We start from the raw sequence: 17,953 nt of genomic DNA, 5'->3' as shown, positions 1-17,953 counted from the left end.
TAATACTTCCGGTAAGATGGGCAGAATAAAACTGTCGAGTGAGACCTTTGCTAACAGTGTATATATCTATGAATTGTATTTAATTTACTTTATGTTTTTTAAAATACGGTGAATGGTTTTCGTATGCATTGACTTAGCTTAGGTCTCTATTTTTATGTAAAAAAACTAAAGGAGATGTCCTATATGGATCCGAGTTTGATTTTACCTTACCTATGGGTGTTAGTAGTACTCGTATTTTTAGAAGGTTTATTAGCTGCAGATAATGCAGTTGTAATGGCAGTAATGGTTAAACATTTACCACCCGAACAACGTAAAAAAGCACTGTTTTATGGTTTGCTTGGTGCTTTTGTATTCCGTTTCTTATCCTTATTCTTAATTAGTGTGATTGCACATTTCTGGTGGATACAAGCACTAGGTGCCTTATACTTGCTATATATGTCTATCCGAAATTTGATATCCTTCTTTAAGGAAAATGACCATGATAAGAACGATGGCAGTGATGATCATCACTTTGATGAATCTGGAGAAGAGATACATGCAAGTGCTAAATCATTTTGGGGTACAGTGTTAAAAGTAGAATTTGCCGATATCGCTTTTGCAATTGACTCAATGCTTGCGGCACTAGCTATAGCTGTCACCTTACCGACAGTAGGTATACATTTTGGTGGCATGGATTTAGGTCAATTTATTGTTATGTTCCTAGGCGGTATGCTAGGTGTTGTTATTATGCGTTTTGCTGCAACATGGTTTGTAAACCTATTGAATAAATATCCAGGTTTAGAGGGTGCAGCGTTTGCGATTGTTGGTTGGGTAGGTGTCAAATTAGTTGTTATGGTGCTTGCTCATCCTGATATTGGCGTTTTAGATGAGCATTTCCCACATGGCGCTTTATGGCAGTCAATCTTCTGGTCGATTATGATCTTATTAGTTATTATCGGATGGTTAGGTTCTGTTCGTAAAAATAAACAACAAGAAAAGTAAAATTGATCAAAAATGAGAGAATTAACTTTTTAATATACTCCTTCTAAAGTGGACACTATAAAAGTGGAAGTTTTGGAAGGAGTTTTTATATATATTAATATAAAAGTAAAAACATCTTAATGATAGAAATATATGCTTAAAGTGCTTATAATCACTTATATATAGTAATAAAATAAAAATAAAGCAGAAATATTTTATGTGATATGTCATAATAGAAGTTAAAGAAACATGCAGTTTTAGGGGGAGTTATGGTGAAAGATAATAAAAAACATGTAATCCCAAAAGAAAAATACGGCCGTAAAAGACGCGAGTATTTTCATAATGAAGAACGGGAACAACGTGTACAATTTGAGCGTAAAGCAAGAAAACAACGTGCAGAAAAAGCAGAAGAATTAGCCAAAAATAATGAAGAACGTGTGAAAGAGAATTTGAGAAAAGCACGCATCGAGAAACTAACTCAGGAAGAAATTCAACAGCAACAACAAGTTATGAAAGAACGTAGCAATAGCAGTGGCATTACAAGTGGTCAAAATCAAATTGATGAACCATATAAAGAAGGGCAACAAAAAGAAACAAATGCTAAAGATAAATCAGCAAAAACGCCTGAAACAACTTTGAATGACACTAAATCAACTGCAAAGCAATCAAATGCTAAAGTGGAGCATAATAAAGAAGCTACACACGATTATTCAGAAAGAAAAGATGAGTTGAAAAATGCACAAGACGACCATTTTTATTCTGAAGAAGCGCAACAATCGCGTGTTAATAACTATATAGAGGACGAAAATGAAAGTAAATCACAACAGCATATCGGTGTAAGCAACGAATCAAAACATCAAAGAAAAATGGCTTCCCAACACAATGATAATCAACCGCAGTCATTTACGGATAGGTTTAAGTACTTTTTTATAGAACAATGGGCACAAATATTAATCGTTGTTGCAGTTATATTATTGTTGATTTTAATTCAAGCAATATTTAGTAATGTAGATAATAATGGGAATACAAAAGATCATGTGTTTCAAAACAATAGTGATAAAGACAAAACTTATACTGCTACAATGAAAAGTGCAAATAGTGCAATTCATTCAGTTGTAACAGTAGAAAATGATACAAGTAATGATTCATCATCTGCAGAGAAAGAGACACAGGAAGCAGGTAAAGAAAACGAATTAGGTTCAGGTGTCGTCTACAAAAAAGTAGGCGACTCTATTTTTATCATGACGAACGCACATGTTGTTGGTGATAAAAAAGAACAAAAGATTACATACGGTAATAATGACTATTCAATAGGTAAAGTGATTGGAGCAGATAAATTTTCGGATATCGCAGTCATCAAAGCAAAAGTGAAATCTGATAGCGACGTGAAAGCCATTAAAATGGGAGATTCAAGTACATTAGTACTAGGCGAACCTATTATTGTGGTAGGTAATCCTTTAGGTGTTGATTTTAAAGGCAGTGTCTCGGAAGGTATTGTGTCAGGATTAAATCGACATGTGCCAGTAGATATTGATAAAGACGATAAGTTCGATGTACTAATGAGTGCGTTCCAGATGGATGCACCTGTAAATCCAGGTAATTCTGGTGGTGGGGTAATTGATAAAAATGGTAAGTTAGTTGGTATAGCATCATTGAAAATTGACATGGATAATGTGGAAGGTATTGCCTTTGCTATCCCAGTCAATGACGCAGAATCAATTGCAAAACAACTTGAAGCTAAAGGCGAAGTGATATATCCTAATACTGGTGTAGAGCTAGCTAATATTGCTGATATTGATGATACGACAAGACAATCTATCAGCTTACCTGATGATGTGAAAAATGGTGTATTGATAGGAAATGTCAAAGCTGATTCTATTGGAGAAAAATCTGGGTTGCAAAAAAATGATGTAATAGTAGAATTAGATGGTAAAGAAGTAGAAGATAATCTTAGATATAGACAAATCATATTTAGTCATAAAGATGATTTGAAAACACTAACTGCAAAAGTATATAGAGATGGAAAAGTACGAGATATTAACATTAAATTGAAGTAGCGTTGGGGTGAATAAACGTTGTCCATTTTCAATCAATTATTTAAAAAATCAAGCCCTCAACAAGGTATTGTGATGTATTATATTATAGCAATTATTGTAGCGTTTTTATTGCTGAATTTGCCTTTTGTTCATAAACCAGGGATAAAGGTAGATCCGATAGATTCACTATTTGTTGCTGTTTCTGGTGTAAGTGTTACAGGTCTTTCTCCAGTTAATATAGTTGAAACTTATACAACATTTGGTCAAATCATTATTATGATTATCCTTAATATTGGTGGCATTGGCGTAATGGCAATAGGAACCATGTTATGGGTAGTATTAGGGAAGCACATAGGTATGCGCGAACGCCAATTGATTATGTTAGATAATAACAAAGACACAATGAGTGGTACAGTTAAACTTATTTTAGATATTGTACGTACGATTTTAATTATTGAAGTGGTTGGTGCAGCACTTTTGGCTTTCTATTTCTATAGAGATACACCGGACTTACAATATGCCATTATGCAAGGATTCTTCGTTGCGGTATCTGCTACGACAAATGGTGGCTTAGACATAACTGGTCAATCATTAATACCATATGCAAATGATTATTTTGTACAAACGATTGTAATGTTTTTGATTATTTTAGGTTCAATTGGTTTTCCGGTTTTGATTGAAGTGAAGGCTTATATTAAAAATAGGATTCCTAATTTTAGGTTTTCATTATTTGCGAAAATTACAACGGTTACATATTTAGTTTTATTTGTGTTCGGTGTGATTATGATTTTATTGTTGGAATATAATCATGCATTCCAAAATATGAGTTGGCATAAGTCATTATTTTATGCATTATTCCAATCTGCAACTACTAGAAGTGCTGGATTACAGACCATTGATGTTAGCCATTTTGGTGAAGGTACGAATGTTATTATGAGTATTTTAATGTTTATTGGTTCATCTCCAAGTTCAGTAGGTGGGGGAATCAGAACAACAACATTTGCTATTTTAATACTATTCCTATTTAACTTTAGTAATAATACAGAAAAATTATCAATTAAAGCATTTAATCGTGAAATTCATACGACTGATGTTCAACGTTCATTTGCAGTATTTACGATGGCAGGAATATTAACCTTTGCAAGTATGATTTTTATACTTGTTGTGGAGAATGGAAAAATAACATTTTTACAAGCATTTTTTGAAGTAATGTCAGCATTCGGAACTTGTGGCTTATCTTTAGGCGTAACAGGTGATGTTAATGATATGTCGAAAACAGCACTTATGATATTGATGTTTATCGGTCGTGTTGGATTAATTAGTTTCATCATTATGATTGGTGGGCGTCGTGAACCAGATAAATATCATTATCCAAAAGAGCGTGTGCAGATTGGTTAATGATAATGAAATAAGTAGAGTTATATAATAATTATTAGTATGGGAGTCCGAGGCATAGATATATGCTTCGGACCTTTTTAGCGTCACTCTCAATTTATTGAGTTAGTGACGCATACACATGAGCAAAGCTCAGGTGAACGAAGTAGCCCTCTCAATTTATTGAGTTAGTGACGCATACACATGAGTAAAGCTCAGGTGAACGAAGTAGCCCTCCCAATTTATTGAGTTAGTGACGCTTACACATGAGCAAAGCTCAGGTGAACGAAGTAGCCCTCCCAATTTATTGAATTAGTGACGCTTACACATGAGCAAAGCTCAGGTGAACATAAAATTTTGAAGTTATAAAAATGGTATTTTAGTATCATGGTATTTTCAAAACATGTTAAACTGTGATTAATGAGGAGAGTGGCATATGAAAAAAAGTGAAAAGATTGCAATAGACGTTATCACAACTTCAGATATGCATAGTTATTTTCTTAACGGGGATTACAGCTCAAATATTTATAGAGCTGGTACTTATGTTAAAGCGATAAGAGAAGAAAGCGACCATGTTATTCTATTAGATAGTGGTGGTAGTTTAGCAGGCTCTTTAGCAGCATTCTATTATGCTGTAGTTGCACCATATAAACGTCATCCAATGATAAAACTGATGAATGCAATGCAATATGATGCAAGTGGTATTAGTCCCAATGAGTTTAAATTTGGTTTGTCATTCTTTTCAAGAGCCGTATCACTATCTAGATTTCCATGGTTATCCGCAAATATTGAATATAAACGAACACGTGAGCCTTATTTTTCTACACCGTATACCATTAAAGAAATTGAAGGTGTGAAGATTGCAATAGTAGGTTTAACTTCTGATGGCTTAATGGAAAGAGAACATTTTGAAATGGAAAAAGATGTTCAAATAGAAAAAACTTTATTGTCTTCTAAACGTTGGATTCGTTTTATTCATGAAACAGAGAAACCAGAATTTCTTATAGTAATTTATCACGGTGGTCTCAATCAGTTGAATAAGTCAGCTAATGAACATGAACAAAATGTGAATGAAGCGGAAAAATTAATGCAGACATTAGGAGTTATAGATTTATTAATTACCGGGCATCAACATCAAACGTTTATAGGTCAAAATGATAAAACTGTTTATGTTCAAGCAGGACAAAATGCCGAACAGTTAATTCATGTGAAAATTGATTTTAAAAAACGTACTACTTCATATGAATTAGAAGATATTCAATCTCAGATTATTGATTTGAACGAATATCATGAAGATAAGGATTTATTAGATTTGACTTTTTATGACAGGAAAACGGTCGAACATTGGAGTAAGGAAATTTTAACTACCACAGATATTGATGCAAATGTTGAGGGATTGGCGGATGTTATCACTAAACCGCATAAGTTTACACAGCTCTTACATGATAGTATACGATTAGCATTTGATTACGATATTTCATGTATACACTTACCTATAAGTGGAGAAGAAGGTTTGTCAGGGACAATAACGAATGAGGAACTATATAATGCACATCCTCATCCTGATATACCAATTGATTTAACGATAAAGGGTCAACAAATTAAAGATATTTTAGAATATTGTTATGGCCATATTGAGTTTAGTCAAGGCGAGCTTAGTTTAACTATTGTAGATGAAACACTTTGTACGTTCTGGCAAGGTGTAGACTACATTATAGATATGAATGCGGAGCCGTTTAACCGCGTTACACTTAAAAATATTAGACTAGATCATATGTATCGTGTAAGTATGACAGATTACTGTTATAGGAATTATAGACAATATTTAGAAGATGCAGTGATTCATGAAACTGGTGAAATCACAATGGTCGAATTAATTTCGCGTAATTTAAAAAATCAAGACTATCAAATTCAGCAAAAACAAACATTTGAGGTCATAATATAAAAAGCTGGGAGATTCATTTTATAATGAGTCTCCCAGCTTTTTAAGGTTTATGCGTTAAATATTAATAAGATTACCACAGCAACAATTTGTGCAATAACTGTTGTGGCAATTCGACGTGTATAAAAATAACTTAATGAAAGTACGATTTGTACAACAAATACAAAGAACACAATCCATAAATTATCTAGGTAGTAAAATAAAGAAGCTGAACAAAATGCTGTAATTATAATACCTAACCAACTAGGTAAATTTAATTTAAGTAATTCTTTTTGTAATACGGTACGCATATATAATTCGTGACAAGGTATTACAAAAACTAATGTAACTAACATTTGCCATTTATAATACACACCAGTACGTGTTAGTTCTTTGATTAATTCAGCATATTTAATATCGGTAGCTATAGCTGCGATAATAAGCTGAATAATGATTAACACAATACCTGTAATAATACCTATACCTAAAGACGTCAGTAGTCGTTTAGACTCTATATCTCTTTGGTAAAAAACATAACTAACACCTGCGATTAGCATGATACCGGTATATAGATACCAATATTCTTGTTTTTCACCCCACATAACATATAAGATCACATGAAATGCAAGAAAGCTGACGATAAACCATATTAATGCCTTAGAAAGTCTATTCATTTTAACTATCCTTCTTGTTCAACGATTGTATACCGTTTATGATTAATGACAGTCTTTTCAGGCAAGTCTAGTTCTTCGAAGTTCTCCATAATTGTTAAATCAACAATTACTGAGTTGTCATTAATTTTTTCTACTCGACCTTTTAAGCCGTCATAAAATTCTACGATATTTCCAACTTCTGCAACAGTCATTTTTAGTCCTCCCTAGAAATGCTAACTAGATAGTATTATACAAAAAATCCTCGTACAAATAAACAAATAACCATTAAATTGCTTGATATAAGACAATTTATAAATTTTACTTTATTCTCAAAGTGAATGATTGGCAATTTTTGTGAAAATATAGCATAAATAAGGTAAGGGTATATAATATGGAAAAGGAGTGTAGTAAATGAAGTTTATTAGTAACAATAATATTACGGATCCAACGCTTAATTTAGCAATGGAGGAGTATGTATTAAAAAACATGCCAAAAGATGATAGTTATTTTTTATTTTATATAAATAGACCATCCATCATCATTGGGAAAAACCAAAATACTATTGAAGAAGTGAACCAACCATATATTGATGAACAAGGTATTGATGTGGTAAGACGTATATCTGGCGGGGGTGCAGTCTATCATGATACAGGGAATTTAAACTTTAGTTTTGTTACGGATGATGATGGTAATAGTTTCCATAATTTCCAAAAATTTACTGAACCAATTGTTGAAGCATTGAAATCGCTTGGGTTTGATGCAAACTTAAGCGGAAGAAATGACATTCAAGTTGGTGAAGCTAAAATATCAGGAAATGCTATGGTAAAAGTAAAAGACCGCATGTTTAGCCATGGTACTTTAATGTTGAATAGTGAACTTGATGAAGTTCAGAATGCTTTAAGAGTGAACCCAGCAAAAATTAAATCTAAAGGTATTAAATCTGTAAGAAGTAGAGTTGCGAATATTTCTGAATTCTTAGATGAGCCTATAGATATAGATGAATTTAAAGAAATAATTCTAAAAAGTATTTTTGGAGAAACTCAAGTAGAAGAATATAAACTTACGGATGAAGATTGGGAAAAAATAGAAAAGTTAAGCAATGAAAAATATCGTACTTGGGAATGGAATTATGGTAGAAATCCTAAATATAATTTTGAAAGAGAAGAAAAATTTGAAAAAGGTTTTGTGCAGATTAAATTAGATGTAAAGAAAGGACGCATAGAACATGCAAAAATTTTCGGTGATTTCTTCGGTGAAGGGGATATTACGGAATTAGAAAATGCATTAGAAGGTACAATGCATGAATTTGATAGTATTGAAGAGGCGCTTTCAAATTATGATATTTATCATTATTTTGGAGATATCGATAGACATGAACTGATTAGACTTATGTCATAAAAATTTAAACATAGACTATTTTTAAAATATAAAAGGTCTATTCGCTAACTTAATTTGTAAGTAGGGAATAGACCTTATTTTAAATAACAAGCTTTTAAATTAACCAACGAGGAATTCCTCCAAGTTTCTATATTCTTCCGTATAACGTTTGAAATCATTCTCGTTTTTATTTTTAAGCGCATTATCGATAAGTTGTTCCAACTGTTGCTTGCGGACATTACGTAAAGATTCATCGATGATTAATTCAATACCTAAGTCGTTAATTGTTGATACAAACGATTCTAATGTATTGTATTTTACATGTGTATTGTGTTTCATAAACGTCACAACCTCTCTATCTTTATTTACATATAGTATACAAGGTTTTAATTTTTAAATCAATGAATATTCTGACTTTTCCGAAAAAATTAGTGCTAATTGCAAGTTTACTGAAAATGAAAAATTGAAAAAAGCAGTATACTAAAAATTGATTGTAGAAAATCTATAAAAATATTTATAATATTTATTGATTTTAAGATGTTGATGATATATTATTTGAGTATCACCAAAAGTTATAAAGGAGGTAACAATAATGATTCAACCGTACATTATTAAAAAAGGTGATATGGTTTTACAACCATGTAATTTAGCTACTGGACAATATGAAGGTAGTTACTTGCTTAGGTATAAAGCCGACAGTCAAATTATTAAAGAACGTGTGTCTAAAATCATCGACCGTTCTTGTAGATTTTATGGTAGCAGTTATGTATTTAAAAAGGAAGATACTATGCGTATTACCGGTATAAGTAGTAAACCACCTATTCTATTCACTCCACTATTTCCCACGTATTTCTTTCCCACACACTCTGATCGTAAAGCAGATAATACTTGGATCAATATCCATTACGTACATCATATTAGACCGTTAAAAGAAAAGAAATGTAAGGTTACTTTTGTAGATAATCAAAGTATTGTAGCTAATATTTCTGCTCATAGTATGCATCACCAATATTTAAATGGCATATATTATTATTACATGATGGATAGGGCGGCTAGAGTTGCTACATTTGATCCTGATTCGCCTATTGATTATACGAAACCACAATTAAATATATATGAAGCATTGGCAAAATATTCGTTATTTGAAGCGAAATAGTGAAAATTAGTGAATAAAAAATGTAAAAAAGGCATATGTGGAATATTATATTAATTTAGTGTAAATATTCCGCATATTTTTTTTACATACCTCTTGAAAAATTAAAGATAGTTGATATAATAGTATTTGTGCTTGATTAAAGGCATTAATTATTCCACAGTAGCTCAGTGGTAGAGCTATCGGCTGTTAACCGATCGGTCGTAGGTTCGAGTCCTACCTGTGGAGCCATTGGAAACGTACTCAAGTTGGCTGAAGAGGCGCCCCTGCTAAGGGTGTAGGTCGTGAAAGCGGCGCGAGGGTTCGAATCCCTCCGTTTCCGTAAATTAGATTTTATAAGTTGTTCTTAAGTGCCGAAACTCTTGATATAATAGGGTTTCGGTATTTTTTTGTTTTAAACGCTTTTATTATTTTGGTCATTTCATGGTCAAGATGACCACAAAACAATATTATTCTGCTACCATTGACCAAAGCGTTGACCATTCAACTCTGTATTACATGTGGCGCAAGACTTCCAGCGTTTTTTCCTCTTCTTGTTTTTGACTCTCTTCCAATAGATGACTGTACGTAGATAGTGTAGTGGCAATATCTGCATGACCTAATCTTTTAGAAATATAATGAATAGAAATGCCTTCATGCAATAACATTGAACAATGTGTATGTCTAATTGAGTGTAGAGTATAATTGCCTAATTGATTATTCAAACAAAACCTTTGTAAAACTTTACTTACAGCATTATGAGTAATTAAGTTTGCACCAGTTCTGAATATATCTCCGTCTAAATTAATAGGGAAGTCGTTTAAAACTTGTCTTACATGTTTAATATCTTCTTTTGTAATTTTAATTACACGATCTGATGTTTCATTTTTTGTGCCACGTATATGAACAGTTTCATTATTTACATTGAAATCTTTATATTGCATTTTTTTTATTTCGCTAAATCTTGCACCTGTGACAATTGCTAAATAAATGAACAAATAAGATAGTTTATTTTTACTTTTCGCATAATCTTTAAGATTATAATAATTTTTCAAACTCATAAATTTAAATTCTTCTGGTTTTTCTTTAATGGCTCCCTTTACGATTACACGATGTGTCGGGTCTTTATACAACATTCCTTCATATACTGCATCTTGAATGGCTGCACGTAAGCAATTATTCAATTTTCTTACTGACTCAGTAGCATGGTTCTTTGCATAATCGTTGATCAACTCTTGGTAATTTGTTCTATTTAACTCTTTTATAGGTATATTACCTAGATACTTTTCAAAAATATTTTTAGCGTTATGATATGTTTGTAATGCTCTAGGTGTCAAATAAGGTTCTTTGTGCGTTGTAATCCACTTGTTAAAGTAATCAATAAAAGCGATGTTGTTATCAAGTATGAAACCTTTATTTGCTTTTTCAAAAGCTTCATTCATAGCAATCGTTGCATCTATTTTCTTTGGAAATCCTGCTTTCCTATATCTTTTACCATTTATTCTAAAGTCGTACTTCCAATTTTTACCATCTTTATTTACTGGCATATTCATTCCTCCTAAAAAAGATAAAAATATATAGGGCGTAGAAAGGCCCTATAACTTCATTATTTTTTATCGACTTTATCCGAAACTTTTCTTAAGCGTTTATTTGCTTCATTTGCAGTTACTTTTTTGGGTAGAGATTTATAAAAGATATTTCCGCTATCTGATTCAACTTCATAAATTATATTGCTTCTTTTAATCCTACAACTTATAACTCTCATATATATCCCTCCTTTAAAATAGATGAAAATTTTGTACATAATCAAATACACTTAAAGTTATTCATCTAAATCCATTAAACCTGCGCCAGGTACTGCACTTGGTCCAGCTGCTGCTTGTGCTTGTTTTCCTTTTTTGTATTCTTCGTATGCTGCACTTTGTTCTTCTTGTGTCCAGCCTGGAGAAACTACATGGTCGCCGTTCATATTAGTGTTTTGTTCTTCGTTAGGATTGAGATTTGCGGGGTTTTCTTCTGTTGGTCCACTAGTGAAACCGTCTTGTTCATTGACTGCATTAGTTTGCTCTTGTGATTGAATGGGCTGTTGTGTAGTCTGCTGTTCTTGATTATTTACTTGTTCTTGTGACTGTACAGGTTGTTCTGTAGTTTTATCTTGTGAAGCTACTTCTTCATTAGATTTATCATCTGATTTATCTTTATCTTCATTTGATTCTTTATGATCATTAGACTTCTTATTGTCTTTTTCACTTTCTTTATCAGACGCTTTAGTTTCCTTCTTATCCTCTGATTTGGTTTCTTCTTTATTGCCACATGCTGTCAAAACTAAAAAACTAACTAATATTAAAAATAATATTTTTTTCATTTTTGCATTACTCCCTTAATATTTTCATATAAAATATATAAGCCCCTACATGGGGCTATATAAATTATTTTTCTAAGTTATCGACTGCATATTGAGCTTCTTCTTCTGTGAATTTATCACCGTAACTTGAAGTCAATTGGTCGTATATGCCATCTTTGGACATATTTTGGTCCTCTTGATAAGATTCAGCAGACTTTAATGCATTTTCTTTATAATCAGCTTTTAAATGGTCTACAGCATATTGTGCGTCTTCGTCAGAGAATTGGTCTCCAGCATCAGAAGTTAATTGATCATAAATACCATCTTTAGACATGTGCATTGTATCTGCATAAGTTTTAGCAGAATTTAACGCTGCTTTTTGTCCCTTAGAAGCATTGTCATCTTTTTCTACTTCTGCAGAATCATTATTTATTTCTTTATCAACTTCATTTACTACTGATGCAGAACAAGAAGCGAAAATAATACCCATAATAATTATAAATACTAGACATCCTCCACAACCCCAAAACCATTTCTTTTTCTTACCTTTCTTTTCTTGTTCTTTGTACTCTTCGAATTGTTGTTGTTGTCTTGCTAACAATTCTTCATTTGTTAAATCTTTAGCATCCTTTGCCATCTTAAACCTCTCCCTTATAATAAAGTTAATTTATATTAAACAACCTAAATTTGCATACACGTTTACACGTGTTGATGCAGATTGGTTATTCCCAGTTGTAATGTTCGAACACTTGTAAAGGTTCGAATTTAATTACATAACCCTTGTAATATACATCTAAACCATATTTCATTTTGTAATGCTTCAATGTATTTAATACATAATCCTCCGAAACGTTAAAATATTCTGACATCTCAAACAAGTTATGTACTCCATGGAAGAAAGCATCAATAATCCCATCAAGGGAAATAGCTAGTTCAGAGCCTAAACGTCTTGCTTTTAATTCGAATTTTCGATTTAACATTTTGGATTGATCTCGAATATCTCCATATGTAACTAAGTGATGTCCGATTTCTTCATACAAAGTTTCGAGTTTATTTACAGAATTCATGTGTTTTTCAATAAGGATGACTTCACCTAAATATAAACCAGCAAGACCTTTCTTTAAATTAGTTTCCTCAATGATGATTTCGTCATCATACTCAGCTAACAAATTTTCATAATTTCTCATGGAAACACTCCTTATTTTTTACGCTTGCTTTTAACGAATTCTGCATAATCCAATATCTCTTGCCATTCTTCTTCTGTTAAATCACCATCTAAATGAGCAGCAATGGTTTCAAAAGAATTTTTCGTTTGTTTCTCCTCTAAACCTAACAAATATTCAGGTGTAACTTTAAGAACATTGGCAAAATCATCCGCTCTGTTTAACGGAAATTCTCTGGATTTATTTAAATATCTTGAAACTGTAGATTTAGCCATATTAGTTCTGCGCGCTAATTCACTAGTTGATAGATTTTGTTTGTCCATTAAATTGGTTATCACAGTAATGATTTCATCGTTGTTTCTCATAGTTAAGTACCGTCCTTTTATTTTGTTTCCGTATTGGAACAATACAAATATAACACACGTTCCCAATAAGCACAATAGAAAAAGATAAAAATCCCTTTAAATAGGAAATTAATCGCAATTTAATTAAAAACGTAAAATAAATATACTTAATGTGTTGACATTCGGGAACATGTTTGCAATAATATTAATTGTTCCCGATAGGAAACGGAAACGAGGTGACACATTTGAAACTGAATTTAGAAAGATTGAAACAAACTAGAATCGACAACGAATTTAGTCAGGAATATATGACTAAGGAGCTAGGTTGGAAATCTAGATCTCAATATTCTAAGAGGGAAAGCGGGGCAGTATCTATTGGTGCTGATGAATTAATAGCTATCGCTAAAATACTAGGATATAGCAAAGAAGAAGTAGGTTATTTTTTTGATTAAAACGTTCCCGAAATGAAACGATGGAAACGTTTAGTCAACGAACTTCAGCACTCACATAGAGCATTTATGAGCGAGAGTAGGCGATGATATGAGCTACACTATAATACATACAAGGTCATTGCCAAGACTGAATGTTGTATGTGGGTGCTGAAAGAAAAGGAGGAAAACAAATGCAAGAATTACAAAACAAGCCGAACATATCACAAATGTTCAATATTCAAGAGAAAGAAAATGGCGAAATTGCAATCAGTGGTCGTGAATTACATGAAGCACTAGAAATTAAAACAAGGTATAACGATTGGTTTGAAAGGATGCAAAGTTACGGATATCAAGAAAATGTTGACTTTGTAGCTATTACTCAAAAAAGAGTAACAGCTCAAGGGAATGTCACTACTTATATTGACCACGCACTAACAATAAATACTGCAAAAGAAATTGCAATGATCCAACGTAACGAGATTGGTCGAGCTGTTAGACAACATTTCATAAGAATTGAAGATGCTTGGAATAGTCCAGAAATGATAGTTGAGCGAGCATTACAAATTCAAACTAATAAAGTAGAAAAGTTAGAAGCGCAAGTTGAAGAAAATAAACCCAAAGTATTATTTGCAGATTCTGTCATCGGTAGTCAAAGTTCAATTTTAATAGGCGAGTTAGCAAAACTCCTTAAGCAAAATGGAGTGAATATAGGACAAAACAGATTGTTCGAATGGATGAGAGAGAATGGTTATCTCATAAAACAAAAAGGTGAGAACTACAATTTACCAACACAACGCAGTGCAGACTTAGAAATTATGGATATTAAGAAACGTACTATTAATAACCCAGACGGTTCAAGCCAAATCACTAGAACAACTAAAATAACCGGAAAAGGTCAACAATACTTCATTAATAAATTTTTATCAGAATAGGAGGATATGATATGACGCAACTTACAGTAACTATTCCAGAACAATATGTAGTTATCACTCGTGAAGAATACCAGCAATTACAAGAAAAAGAAAAGCCAGTTTGGTGGTCTATGCAAGATTTGATAAACGAAACAGGATTTAAGCGTAACTGGTTGGTTGAAAACATACTGTATAACCCTAAGTACATTAAACAGCTAAAACAATTTGTTTATTATCCAGATGGTGGCAAGTGGGCATTTAACAGAGAACCCATGCAATGTTTTTTAAAAGATAACTTTGAAGACATATTTAATTAAGGAGGGATAACATGAACGGTATTTTATCAGTTTTAACATCAATCTTTGTAATGTCACTTTCATTCATATTTACAACTGATTTCATTTATCTAACAGTAATATACTTCGCAACATTCTTCATAACGTACTGTTGGTTCTGGCCAGAGTTTTTCAAGGCAATAAAAAAGACCGCTAAGCGCGCCAACGCTTAACAGTCAAAGAGATTTATTAATTAAATGTATTTTAAATATACACAATCTTAGGAGGATTAGTCAAATGCAAAAAGAAAAGACTATGTATAAAAAACAATATTACTATATCGTCCATAAGAATGTAGATCACTATGTAGACAATAGACCAACAGAACGCGCACCTAAAGTTGAATATTCTGACGATATGGAAACAGCGCGAAGATTCTTTGATGAAGACTTTGAAATATTACAAATTGATTGGAATAAACACGACAAAATTATATGTGAATCAACTCATATAAGAATACACAGAAGTGAAAGGGTTGAAGTAAATGAGTGAGAAATTAAACTTATATCAGAAAATAGCTGATGTAAAAGCTAATATAGACGGTTTTACTAAAGATACAAAAGGATACAACTTTTCATACGTGTCAGGCTCACAAATATTGCATCGTATTAGAACTAAAATGATTGAGCATAACTTATTATTAGTACCTAGCACTACTAACGAGAAATGGACGACTCACACATATAAAAACAAAAAAGGTAATGAAATCGTGGATTTTGTAATAGAGATGGACTTGAATTACAAATGGATAAATGCTGATAAACCAGAAGAACAATTGGATATAAGTTACCACGCGTTTGGACAACAAAGTGATATTTCACAAGCTCATGGTACGGCTTTGACTTATGCGGAACGTTACTTTTTGATGAAATTTTTCAATATACCAACTGATGAAGATGATGCAGACGCGAAAGAAAAACAAGATAGATATTCAAAAGTAGATCCAAAGAATATTGAAACATTGGAAAACGAAATAACTATGTTTAGTGAATTGATGAAGTCATTAGGTAAAGAGGTTTCTATAGACCAGGTCAAAGAACAATTAAAAATTACAGATATTAATCAACTATCAAACAATCAAATAGCGATGATGATTACTACATTAGATAAATGGAGCAAGCAGTCAAAATTAAAGGAGAATGAATAATGAATATTGTAGCAATTACAGGAAGAATAACTAAAGATTTAGAACTTAAACAAGCAGGTCAAACACAAGTTACAAACTTCTCAATGGCAGTGGAAAACCCGTATAAAAAGGATGACGCATCTTTTTTTGACATTGTAGCATTTGGTAAAACAGCCGAATTACTAAATCAATATTGTGGTAAGGGTTCAAAAATTGGAATAGATGGAACGCTTAAACAAGATAGATTCACTGATAAAGAAGGTAATAACCGTTCAGTGGTACGTATTACAGCTAACCGTATTGAGTTTTTAGATACTAAAGGTCAATCGAATGGACAATCTCAACAACAAAGCGGACAAGCTAAACCACAACAAGCACCAGCTAAGGATAACCCGTTTGCTAATGGTGTAGACATAGATAATGATTCTTTACCGTTCTGATTGGACTGATTAAATGCCAATTATAAAAAACTACATCCAACAAGATGACGGCACAATAACTGCTGTCATCAAGGGTGTAACTTTAGAGAATAAAGACTTCTTACTGTTGGATAACGGACTAGAAGTAGAGTGTGATGTAATCATTAGTGATCCATACAAGATAACAGATAAACAACGCAGAAAGGTTTTTGCGATGGTACGAGATATATTCAATTATTACGGACAACCAATGGATTATTTAAGGTATATGTTCCAAAAACAATTAGAGTTTCTCAAAGGATACGAGCCTATATCATTAAGCAATTGCAGTAGACGACAAGCAGGTGAATTAATCGAGTTAATACTTGATTTTGTATTCACTAATAACGTACCTATGAACAAGGCTACTAGCGACCTTATGAGCAACGATAAGTATTTCCTATATAAATCTACCATTAATAGAACTTGCGTCATATGTGGCGCTCCAAATAGCGATTTAGCACATTATCAAGCAGTAGGTAGAGGACGAAACAGAAATAAGATAAATCATTACGGAAACAAAGTGTTAGCACTATGTAGAAAGCATCATCAAACCCAACACGACATGGGAATTAGTAGTTTTAATAAACTACACCATTTAGAAAATGCTTGGGTAGATGTGGACGATAAGTTAAACAGCATGTTAAGAGGTGAGAAACAATGAGCGATAGTATCAAGAGTTCCATTACTGGTTATGGCTTAGTATTCAAACGAGTAATGAAAGATACAAATATAAGTATAGAAGCTAAGGCGTTGTACGGTTACTTATCAGCTTATGCAGGTGCAGATGAAATAGCTTTTCCTAGTGTGAGTTTGATATGTCATGAACTTAATATCAGCGATAAAAGATTCAAAAAATATCGCAAACAATTAGAAGACAATGGTTACTTAACAATTGAAAGAAAGAGAACTAACAACGGATTTAGCAAAAATATTTATACAATCGAACATAATCCTGTATCGGGTAGTTTCGTACCGGTACAAAACGTAACGGGAAGAAACGTAACGGGACAAAATGTAGGTACTACAATTAACAGTACTACAAATAACAATAATACAAATAACAATCAGACAATTAATAATAGCGCAACTGACGTTACGCATGAATATTTTGAAAATTGGTGGAAGCTTTATGATAAAAAACTAGATAAGAAAAAAGCATTTAGCTTATTTAAAACAGCTCTCAAAGAACATAGTTATGAAACTATCATGGACGGGACTAGAGAGTACTTAAAGACTATTACTAATAAGAAGTATCAAAAGTACCCTAAAACATTTTTAAGTCAAGAAAGCTATATGAATGACTTTACAGAAGAAATAAAACCTACTGGACAAGACCAACTAGAACGTATGAAGTATGACCCTAGTTATTGGGATTAGGAGTGATT

General features: G+C 32.4%; 24 protein-coding genes and 2 tRNA genes. 17 read left to right on the top strand and 9 right to left on the bottom strand.

The genetic code is table 11. From position 1 onward, the window contains the following. Positions 1-183: 183 nt before the first annotated feature. From D9V42_RS04580 to D9V42_RS04565, 4 genes are all read left to right on the top strand, one after another. Complete coding sequence (locus tag D9V42_RS04580; protein ID WP_122063411.1) at positions 184-981, top strand: TerC family protein; 798 nt, start codon at positions 184-186, stop codon at positions 979-981. Positions 982-1,232: 251 nt separating this feature from the next. Next, positions 1,233-3,017, top strand: coding sequence for a S1C family serine protease (locus tag D9V42_RS04575; protein WP_122063593.1), 1,785 nt, complete (start codon positions 1,233-1,235; stop codon positions 3,015-3,017). A gap of 18 nt (positions 3,018-3,035) precedes the next feature. Next, positions 3,036-4,394: a TrkH family potassium uptake protein gene (locus D9V42_RS04570; protein ID WP_042362970.1), complete on the top strand. Its 1,359-nt coding sequence runs from the start codon at positions 3,036-3,038 to the stop codon at positions 4,392-4,394. 412 nt (positions 4,395-4,806) lie between these two features. Further along, a complete protein-coding gene (locus D9V42_RS04565; RefSeq protein ID WP_107556349.1) occupies positions 4,807-6,315 on the top strand; it encodes a bifunctional metallophosphatase/5'-nucleotidase in 1,509 nt (502 codons plus the stop codon). Positions 6,316-6,362: 47 nt separating this feature from the next. On the opposite strand, the gene D9V42_RS04560 is transcribed toward D9V42_RS04565, so the two are convergent. After that, complete coding sequence (locus D9V42_RS04560; protein WP_122063409.1) at positions 6,363-6,965, bottom strand: CPBP family glutamic-type intramembrane protease; 603 nt, start codon at positions 6,963-6,965, stop codon at positions 6,363-6,365. A 5-nt stretch (positions 6,966-6,970) separates the two neighbouring features. Beyond that, complete coding sequence (locus tag D9V42_RS04555; RefSeq protein WP_002483735.1) at positions 6,971-7,156, bottom strand: YkvS family protein; 186 nt, start codon at positions 7,154-7,156, stop codon at positions 6,971-6,973. 199 nt (positions 7,157-7,355) lie between these two features. Here D9V42_RS04555 and lplA point away from each other — a divergent pair, with 199 nt between their 5' ends. Continuing rightward, positions 7,356-8,342, top strand: a complete 987-nt coding sequence (lplA, locus tag D9V42_RS04550) for a lipoate--protein ligase (protein WP_122063407.1) — start codon at positions 7,356-7,358, stop codon at positions 8,340-8,342. Positions 8,343-8,441: 99 nt separating this feature from the next. Here lplA and D9V42_RS04545 read toward each other — a convergent pair whose 3' ends face one another. Next, positions 8,442-8,660 carry an IDEAL domain-containing protein gene (locus D9V42_RS04545; protein ID WP_017722274.1) on the bottom strand — a complete coding sequence of 73 codons (219 nt, stop codon included), beginning with the start codon at positions 8,658-8,660 and terminating at the stop codon, positions 8,442-8,444. Between the two features lie 253 nt (positions 8,661-8,913). On the opposite strand from D9V42_RS04545, the gene D9V42_RS04540 reads away from it, so the two are divergent. From D9V42_RS04540 to D9V42_RS04530, 3 genes are all read left to right on the top strand, one after another. Then, on the top strand, positions 8,914-9,477 hold the full coding sequence (locus tag D9V42_RS04540) for a competence protein ComK (protein ID WP_107556364.1): 564 nt from the start codon (positions 8,914-8,916) through the stop codon (positions 9,475-9,477). A 153-nt stretch (positions 9,478-9,630) separates the two neighbouring features. Beyond that, positions 9,631-9,705 (top strand) — tRNA-Asn (locus tag D9V42_RS04535). A 2-nt stretch (positions 9,706-9,707) separates the two neighbouring features. Further along, positions 9,708-9,796, top strand: a tRNA-Ser gene (locus D9V42_RS04530). A 172-nt stretch (positions 9,797-9,968) separates the two neighbouring features. Here the strand turns inward: D9V42_RS04530 and D9V42_RS04525 are convergent. From D9V42_RS04525 to D9V42_RS04505, 6 genes are all read right to left on the bottom strand, one after another. Next, a complete protein-coding gene (locus D9V42_RS04525; RefSeq protein WP_233665194.1) occupies positions 9,969-11,000 on the bottom strand; it encodes a tyrosine-type recombinase/integrase in 1,032 nt (343 codons plus the stop codon). Between the two features lie 59 nt (positions 11,001-11,059). After that, a complete protein-coding gene (locus tag D9V42_RS15100; protein ID WP_158593177.1) occupies positions 11,060-11,218 on the bottom strand; it encodes a hypothetical protein in 159 nt (52 codons plus the stop codon). Positions 11,219-11,275: 57 nt separating this feature from the next. Further along, positions 11,276-11,818 carry a hypothetical protein gene (locus D9V42_RS04520; RefSeq protein ID WP_122063403.1) on the bottom strand — a complete coding sequence of 181 codons (543 nt, stop codon included), beginning with the start codon at positions 11,816-11,818 and terminating at the stop codon, positions 11,276-11,278. Positions 11,819-11,882: 64 nt separating this feature from the next. Beyond that, a complete protein-coding gene (locus D9V42_RS04515; protein ID WP_122063401.1) occupies positions 11,883-12,434 on the bottom strand; it encodes an Ltp family lipoprotein in 552 nt (183 codons plus the stop codon). Positions 12,435-12,519: 85 nt separating this feature from the next. Beyond that, positions 12,520-12,984 carry an ImmA/IrrE family metallo-endopeptidase gene (locus D9V42_RS04510; protein ID WP_122063399.1) on the bottom strand — a complete coding sequence of 155 codons (465 nt, stop codon included), beginning with the start codon at positions 12,982-12,984 and terminating at the stop codon, positions 12,520-12,522. 11 nt (positions 12,985-12,995) lie between these two features. Then, entirely contained in the window at positions 12,996-13,325 is a 330-nt protein-coding gene (locus D9V42_RS04505) for a helix-turn-helix domain-containing protein (RefSeq protein WP_029376916.1), read from the bottom strand. A 215-nt stretch (positions 13,326-13,540) separates the two neighbouring features. On the opposite strand from D9V42_RS04505, the gene D9V42_RS15420 reads away from it, so the two are divergent. The 9 genes from D9V42_RS15420 to D9V42_RS04460 all read left to right on the top strand — a co-directional run bounded on the left by D9V42_RS15420 (position 13,541) and on the right by D9V42_RS04460 (position 17,945). Continuing rightward, the gene (locus D9V42_RS15420) at positions 13,541-13,756 is read left to right on the top strand and encodes a helix-turn-helix domain-containing protein (RefSeq protein WP_232164227.1); all 216 of its coding nucleotides are present in this window, start codon (positions 13,541-13,543) and stop codon (positions 13,754-13,756) included. Positions 13,757-13,926: 170 nt separating this feature from the next. Then, positions 13,927-14,667 carry a phage antirepressor KilAC domain-containing protein gene (locus D9V42_RS04495; RefSeq protein ID WP_122063397.1) on the top strand — a complete coding sequence of 247 codons (741 nt, stop codon included), beginning with the start codon at positions 13,927-13,929 and terminating at the stop codon, positions 14,665-14,667. A gap of 11 nt (positions 14,668-14,678) precedes the next feature. Continuing rightward, positions 14,679-14,963 carry a DUF771 domain-containing protein gene (locus D9V42_RS04490; RefSeq protein ID WP_122063396.1) on the top strand — a complete coding sequence of 95 codons (285 nt, stop codon included), beginning with the start codon at positions 14,679-14,681 and terminating at the stop codon, positions 14,961-14,963. A gap of 11 nt (positions 14,964-14,974) precedes the next feature. Continuing rightward, on the top strand, positions 14,975-15,154 hold the full coding sequence (locus D9V42_RS04485) for a hypothetical protein (protein WP_122063395.1): 180 nt from the start codon (positions 14,975-14,977) through the stop codon (positions 15,152-15,154). A gap of 64 nt (positions 15,155-15,218) precedes the next feature. Continuing rightward, the gene (locus D9V42_RS04480) at positions 15,219-15,473 is read left to right on the top strand and encodes a DUF2483 family protein (protein WP_122063393.1); all 255 of its coding nucleotides are present in this window, start codon (positions 15,219-15,221) and stop codon (positions 15,471-15,473) included. Further along, positions 15,466-16,128, top strand: a complete 663-nt coding sequence (locus D9V42_RS04475; protein WP_122063391.1) for an ERF family protein — start codon at positions 15,466-15,468, stop codon at positions 16,126-16,128. Before D9V42_RS04480 ends, D9V42_RS04475 begins: the two co-directional genes overlap by 8 nt. Continuing rightward, positions 16,125-16,547: a single-stranded DNA-binding protein gene (locus D9V42_RS04470; RefSeq protein ID WP_122063389.1), complete on the top strand. Its 423-nt coding sequence runs from the start codon at positions 16,125-16,127 to the stop codon at positions 16,545-16,547. The genes D9V42_RS04475 and D9V42_RS04470 overlap by 4 nt, the downstream gene beginning before the upstream one ends. Positions 16,548-16,560: 13 nt before the next feature. Continuing rightward, complete coding sequence (locus D9V42_RS04465) at positions 16,561-17,229, top strand: putative HNHc nuclease (protein ID WP_122063387.1); 669 nt, start codon at positions 16,561-16,563, stop codon at positions 17,227-17,229. After that, complete coding sequence (locus D9V42_RS04460) at positions 17,226-17,945, top strand: helix-turn-helix domain-containing protein (RefSeq protein ID WP_233665196.1); 720 nt, start codon at positions 17,226-17,228, stop codon at positions 17,943-17,945. Before D9V42_RS04465 ends, D9V42_RS04460 begins: the two co-directional genes overlap by 4 nt. Positions 17,946-17,953: the final 8 nt, after the last annotated feature.

The sequence above is a fragment of the Staphylococcus pseudoxylosus genome (genome assembly GCF_003697915.1).
Classification (GTDB): Bacteria; Bacillota; Bacilli; order Staphylococcales; family Staphylococcaceae; genus Staphylococcus; species Staphylococcus pseudoxylosus.
This window is presented reverse-complemented; position numbering and strand designations above follow the sequence as displayed.

What these genes read in the sequence shown, in the direction of transcription:
- lplA (WP_122063407.1), top strand. Translation starts at nt 7,356, where the DNA reads ATGAAGTTTATTAGTAACAATAATATTACGGATCCAACGCTTAATTTA.
- D9V42_RS04490 (WP_122063396.1), top strand. Translation starts at nt 14,679, where the DNA reads ATGACGCAACTTACAGTAACTATTCCAGAACAATATGTAGTTATCACT.
- D9V42_RS04525 (WP_233665194.1), bottom strand. Translation starts at nt 11,000, where the DNA reads ATGCCAGTAAATAAAGATGGTAAAAATTGGAAGTACGACTTTAGAATA.
- D9V42_RS04495 (WP_122063397.1), top strand. Translation starts at nt 13,927, where the DNA reads ATGCAAGAATTACAAAACAAGCCGAACATATCACAAATGTTCAATATT.
- D9V42_RS04475 (WP_122063391.1), top strand. Translation starts at nt 15,466, where the DNA reads ATGAGTGAGAAATTAAACTTATATCAGAAAATAGCTGATGTAAAAGCT.
- D9V42_RS04545 (WP_017722274.1), bottom strand. Translation starts at nt 8,660, where the DNA reads ATGAAACACAATACACATGTAAAATACAATACATTAGAATCGTTTGTA.
- D9V42_RS04465 (WP_122063387.1), top strand. Translation starts at nt 16,561, where the DNA reads ATGCCAATTATAAAAAACTACATCCAACAAGATGACGGCACAATAACT.
- D9V42_RS04565 (WP_107556349.1), top strand. Translation starts at nt 4,807, where the DNA reads ATGAAAAAAAGTGAAAAGATTGCAATAGACGTTATCACAACTTCAGAT.
- D9V42_RS04505 (WP_029376916.1), bottom strand. Translation starts at nt 13,325, where the DNA reads ATGAGAAACAACGATGAAATCATTACTGTGATAACCAATTTAATGGAC.
- D9V42_RS04460 (WP_233665196.1), top strand. Translation starts at nt 17,226, where the DNA reads ATGAGCGATAGTATCAAGAGTTCCATTACTGGTTATGGCTTAGTATTC.
- D9V42_RS04560 (WP_122063409.1), bottom strand. Translation starts at nt 6,965, where the DNA reads ATGAATAGACTTTCTAAGGCATTAATATGGTTTATCGTCAGCTTTCTT.
- D9V42_RS04520 (WP_122063403.1), bottom strand. Translation starts at nt 11,818, where the DNA reads ATGAAAAAAATATTATTTTTAATATTAGTTAGTTTTTTAGTTTTGACA.
- D9V42_RS04485 (WP_122063395.1), top strand. Translation starts at nt 14,975, where the DNA reads ATGAACGGTATTTTATCAGTTTTAACATCAATCTTTGTAATGTCACTT.
- D9V42_RS04510 (WP_122063399.1), bottom strand. Translation starts at nt 12,984, where the DNA reads ATGAGAAATTATGAAAATTTGTTAGCTGAGTATGATGACGAAATCATC.
- D9V42_RS15100 (WP_158593177.1), bottom strand. Translation starts at nt 11,218, where the DNA reads ATGAGAGTTATAAGTTGTAGGATTAAAAGAAGCAATATAATTTATGAA.
- D9V42_RS04540 (WP_107556364.1), top strand. Translation starts at nt 8,914, where the DNA reads ATGATTCAACCGTACATTATTAAAAAAGGTGATATGGTTTTACAACCA.
- D9V42_RS04555 (WP_002483735.1), bottom strand. Translation starts at nt 7,156, where the DNA reads ATGACTGTTGCAGAAGTTGGAAATATCGTAGAATTTTATGACGGCTTA.
- D9V42_RS04580 (WP_122063411.1), top strand. Translation starts at nt 184, where the DNA reads ATGGATCCGAGTTTGATTTTACCTTACCTATGGGTGTTAGTAGTACTC.
- D9V42_RS04515 (WP_122063401.1), bottom strand. Translation starts at nt 12,434, where the DNA reads ATGGCAAAGGATGCTAAAGATTTAACAAATGAAGAATTGTTAGCAAGA.
- D9V42_RS04480 (WP_122063393.1), top strand. Translation starts at nt 15,219, where the DNA reads ATGCAAAAAGAAAAGACTATGTATAAAAAACAATATTACTATATCGTC.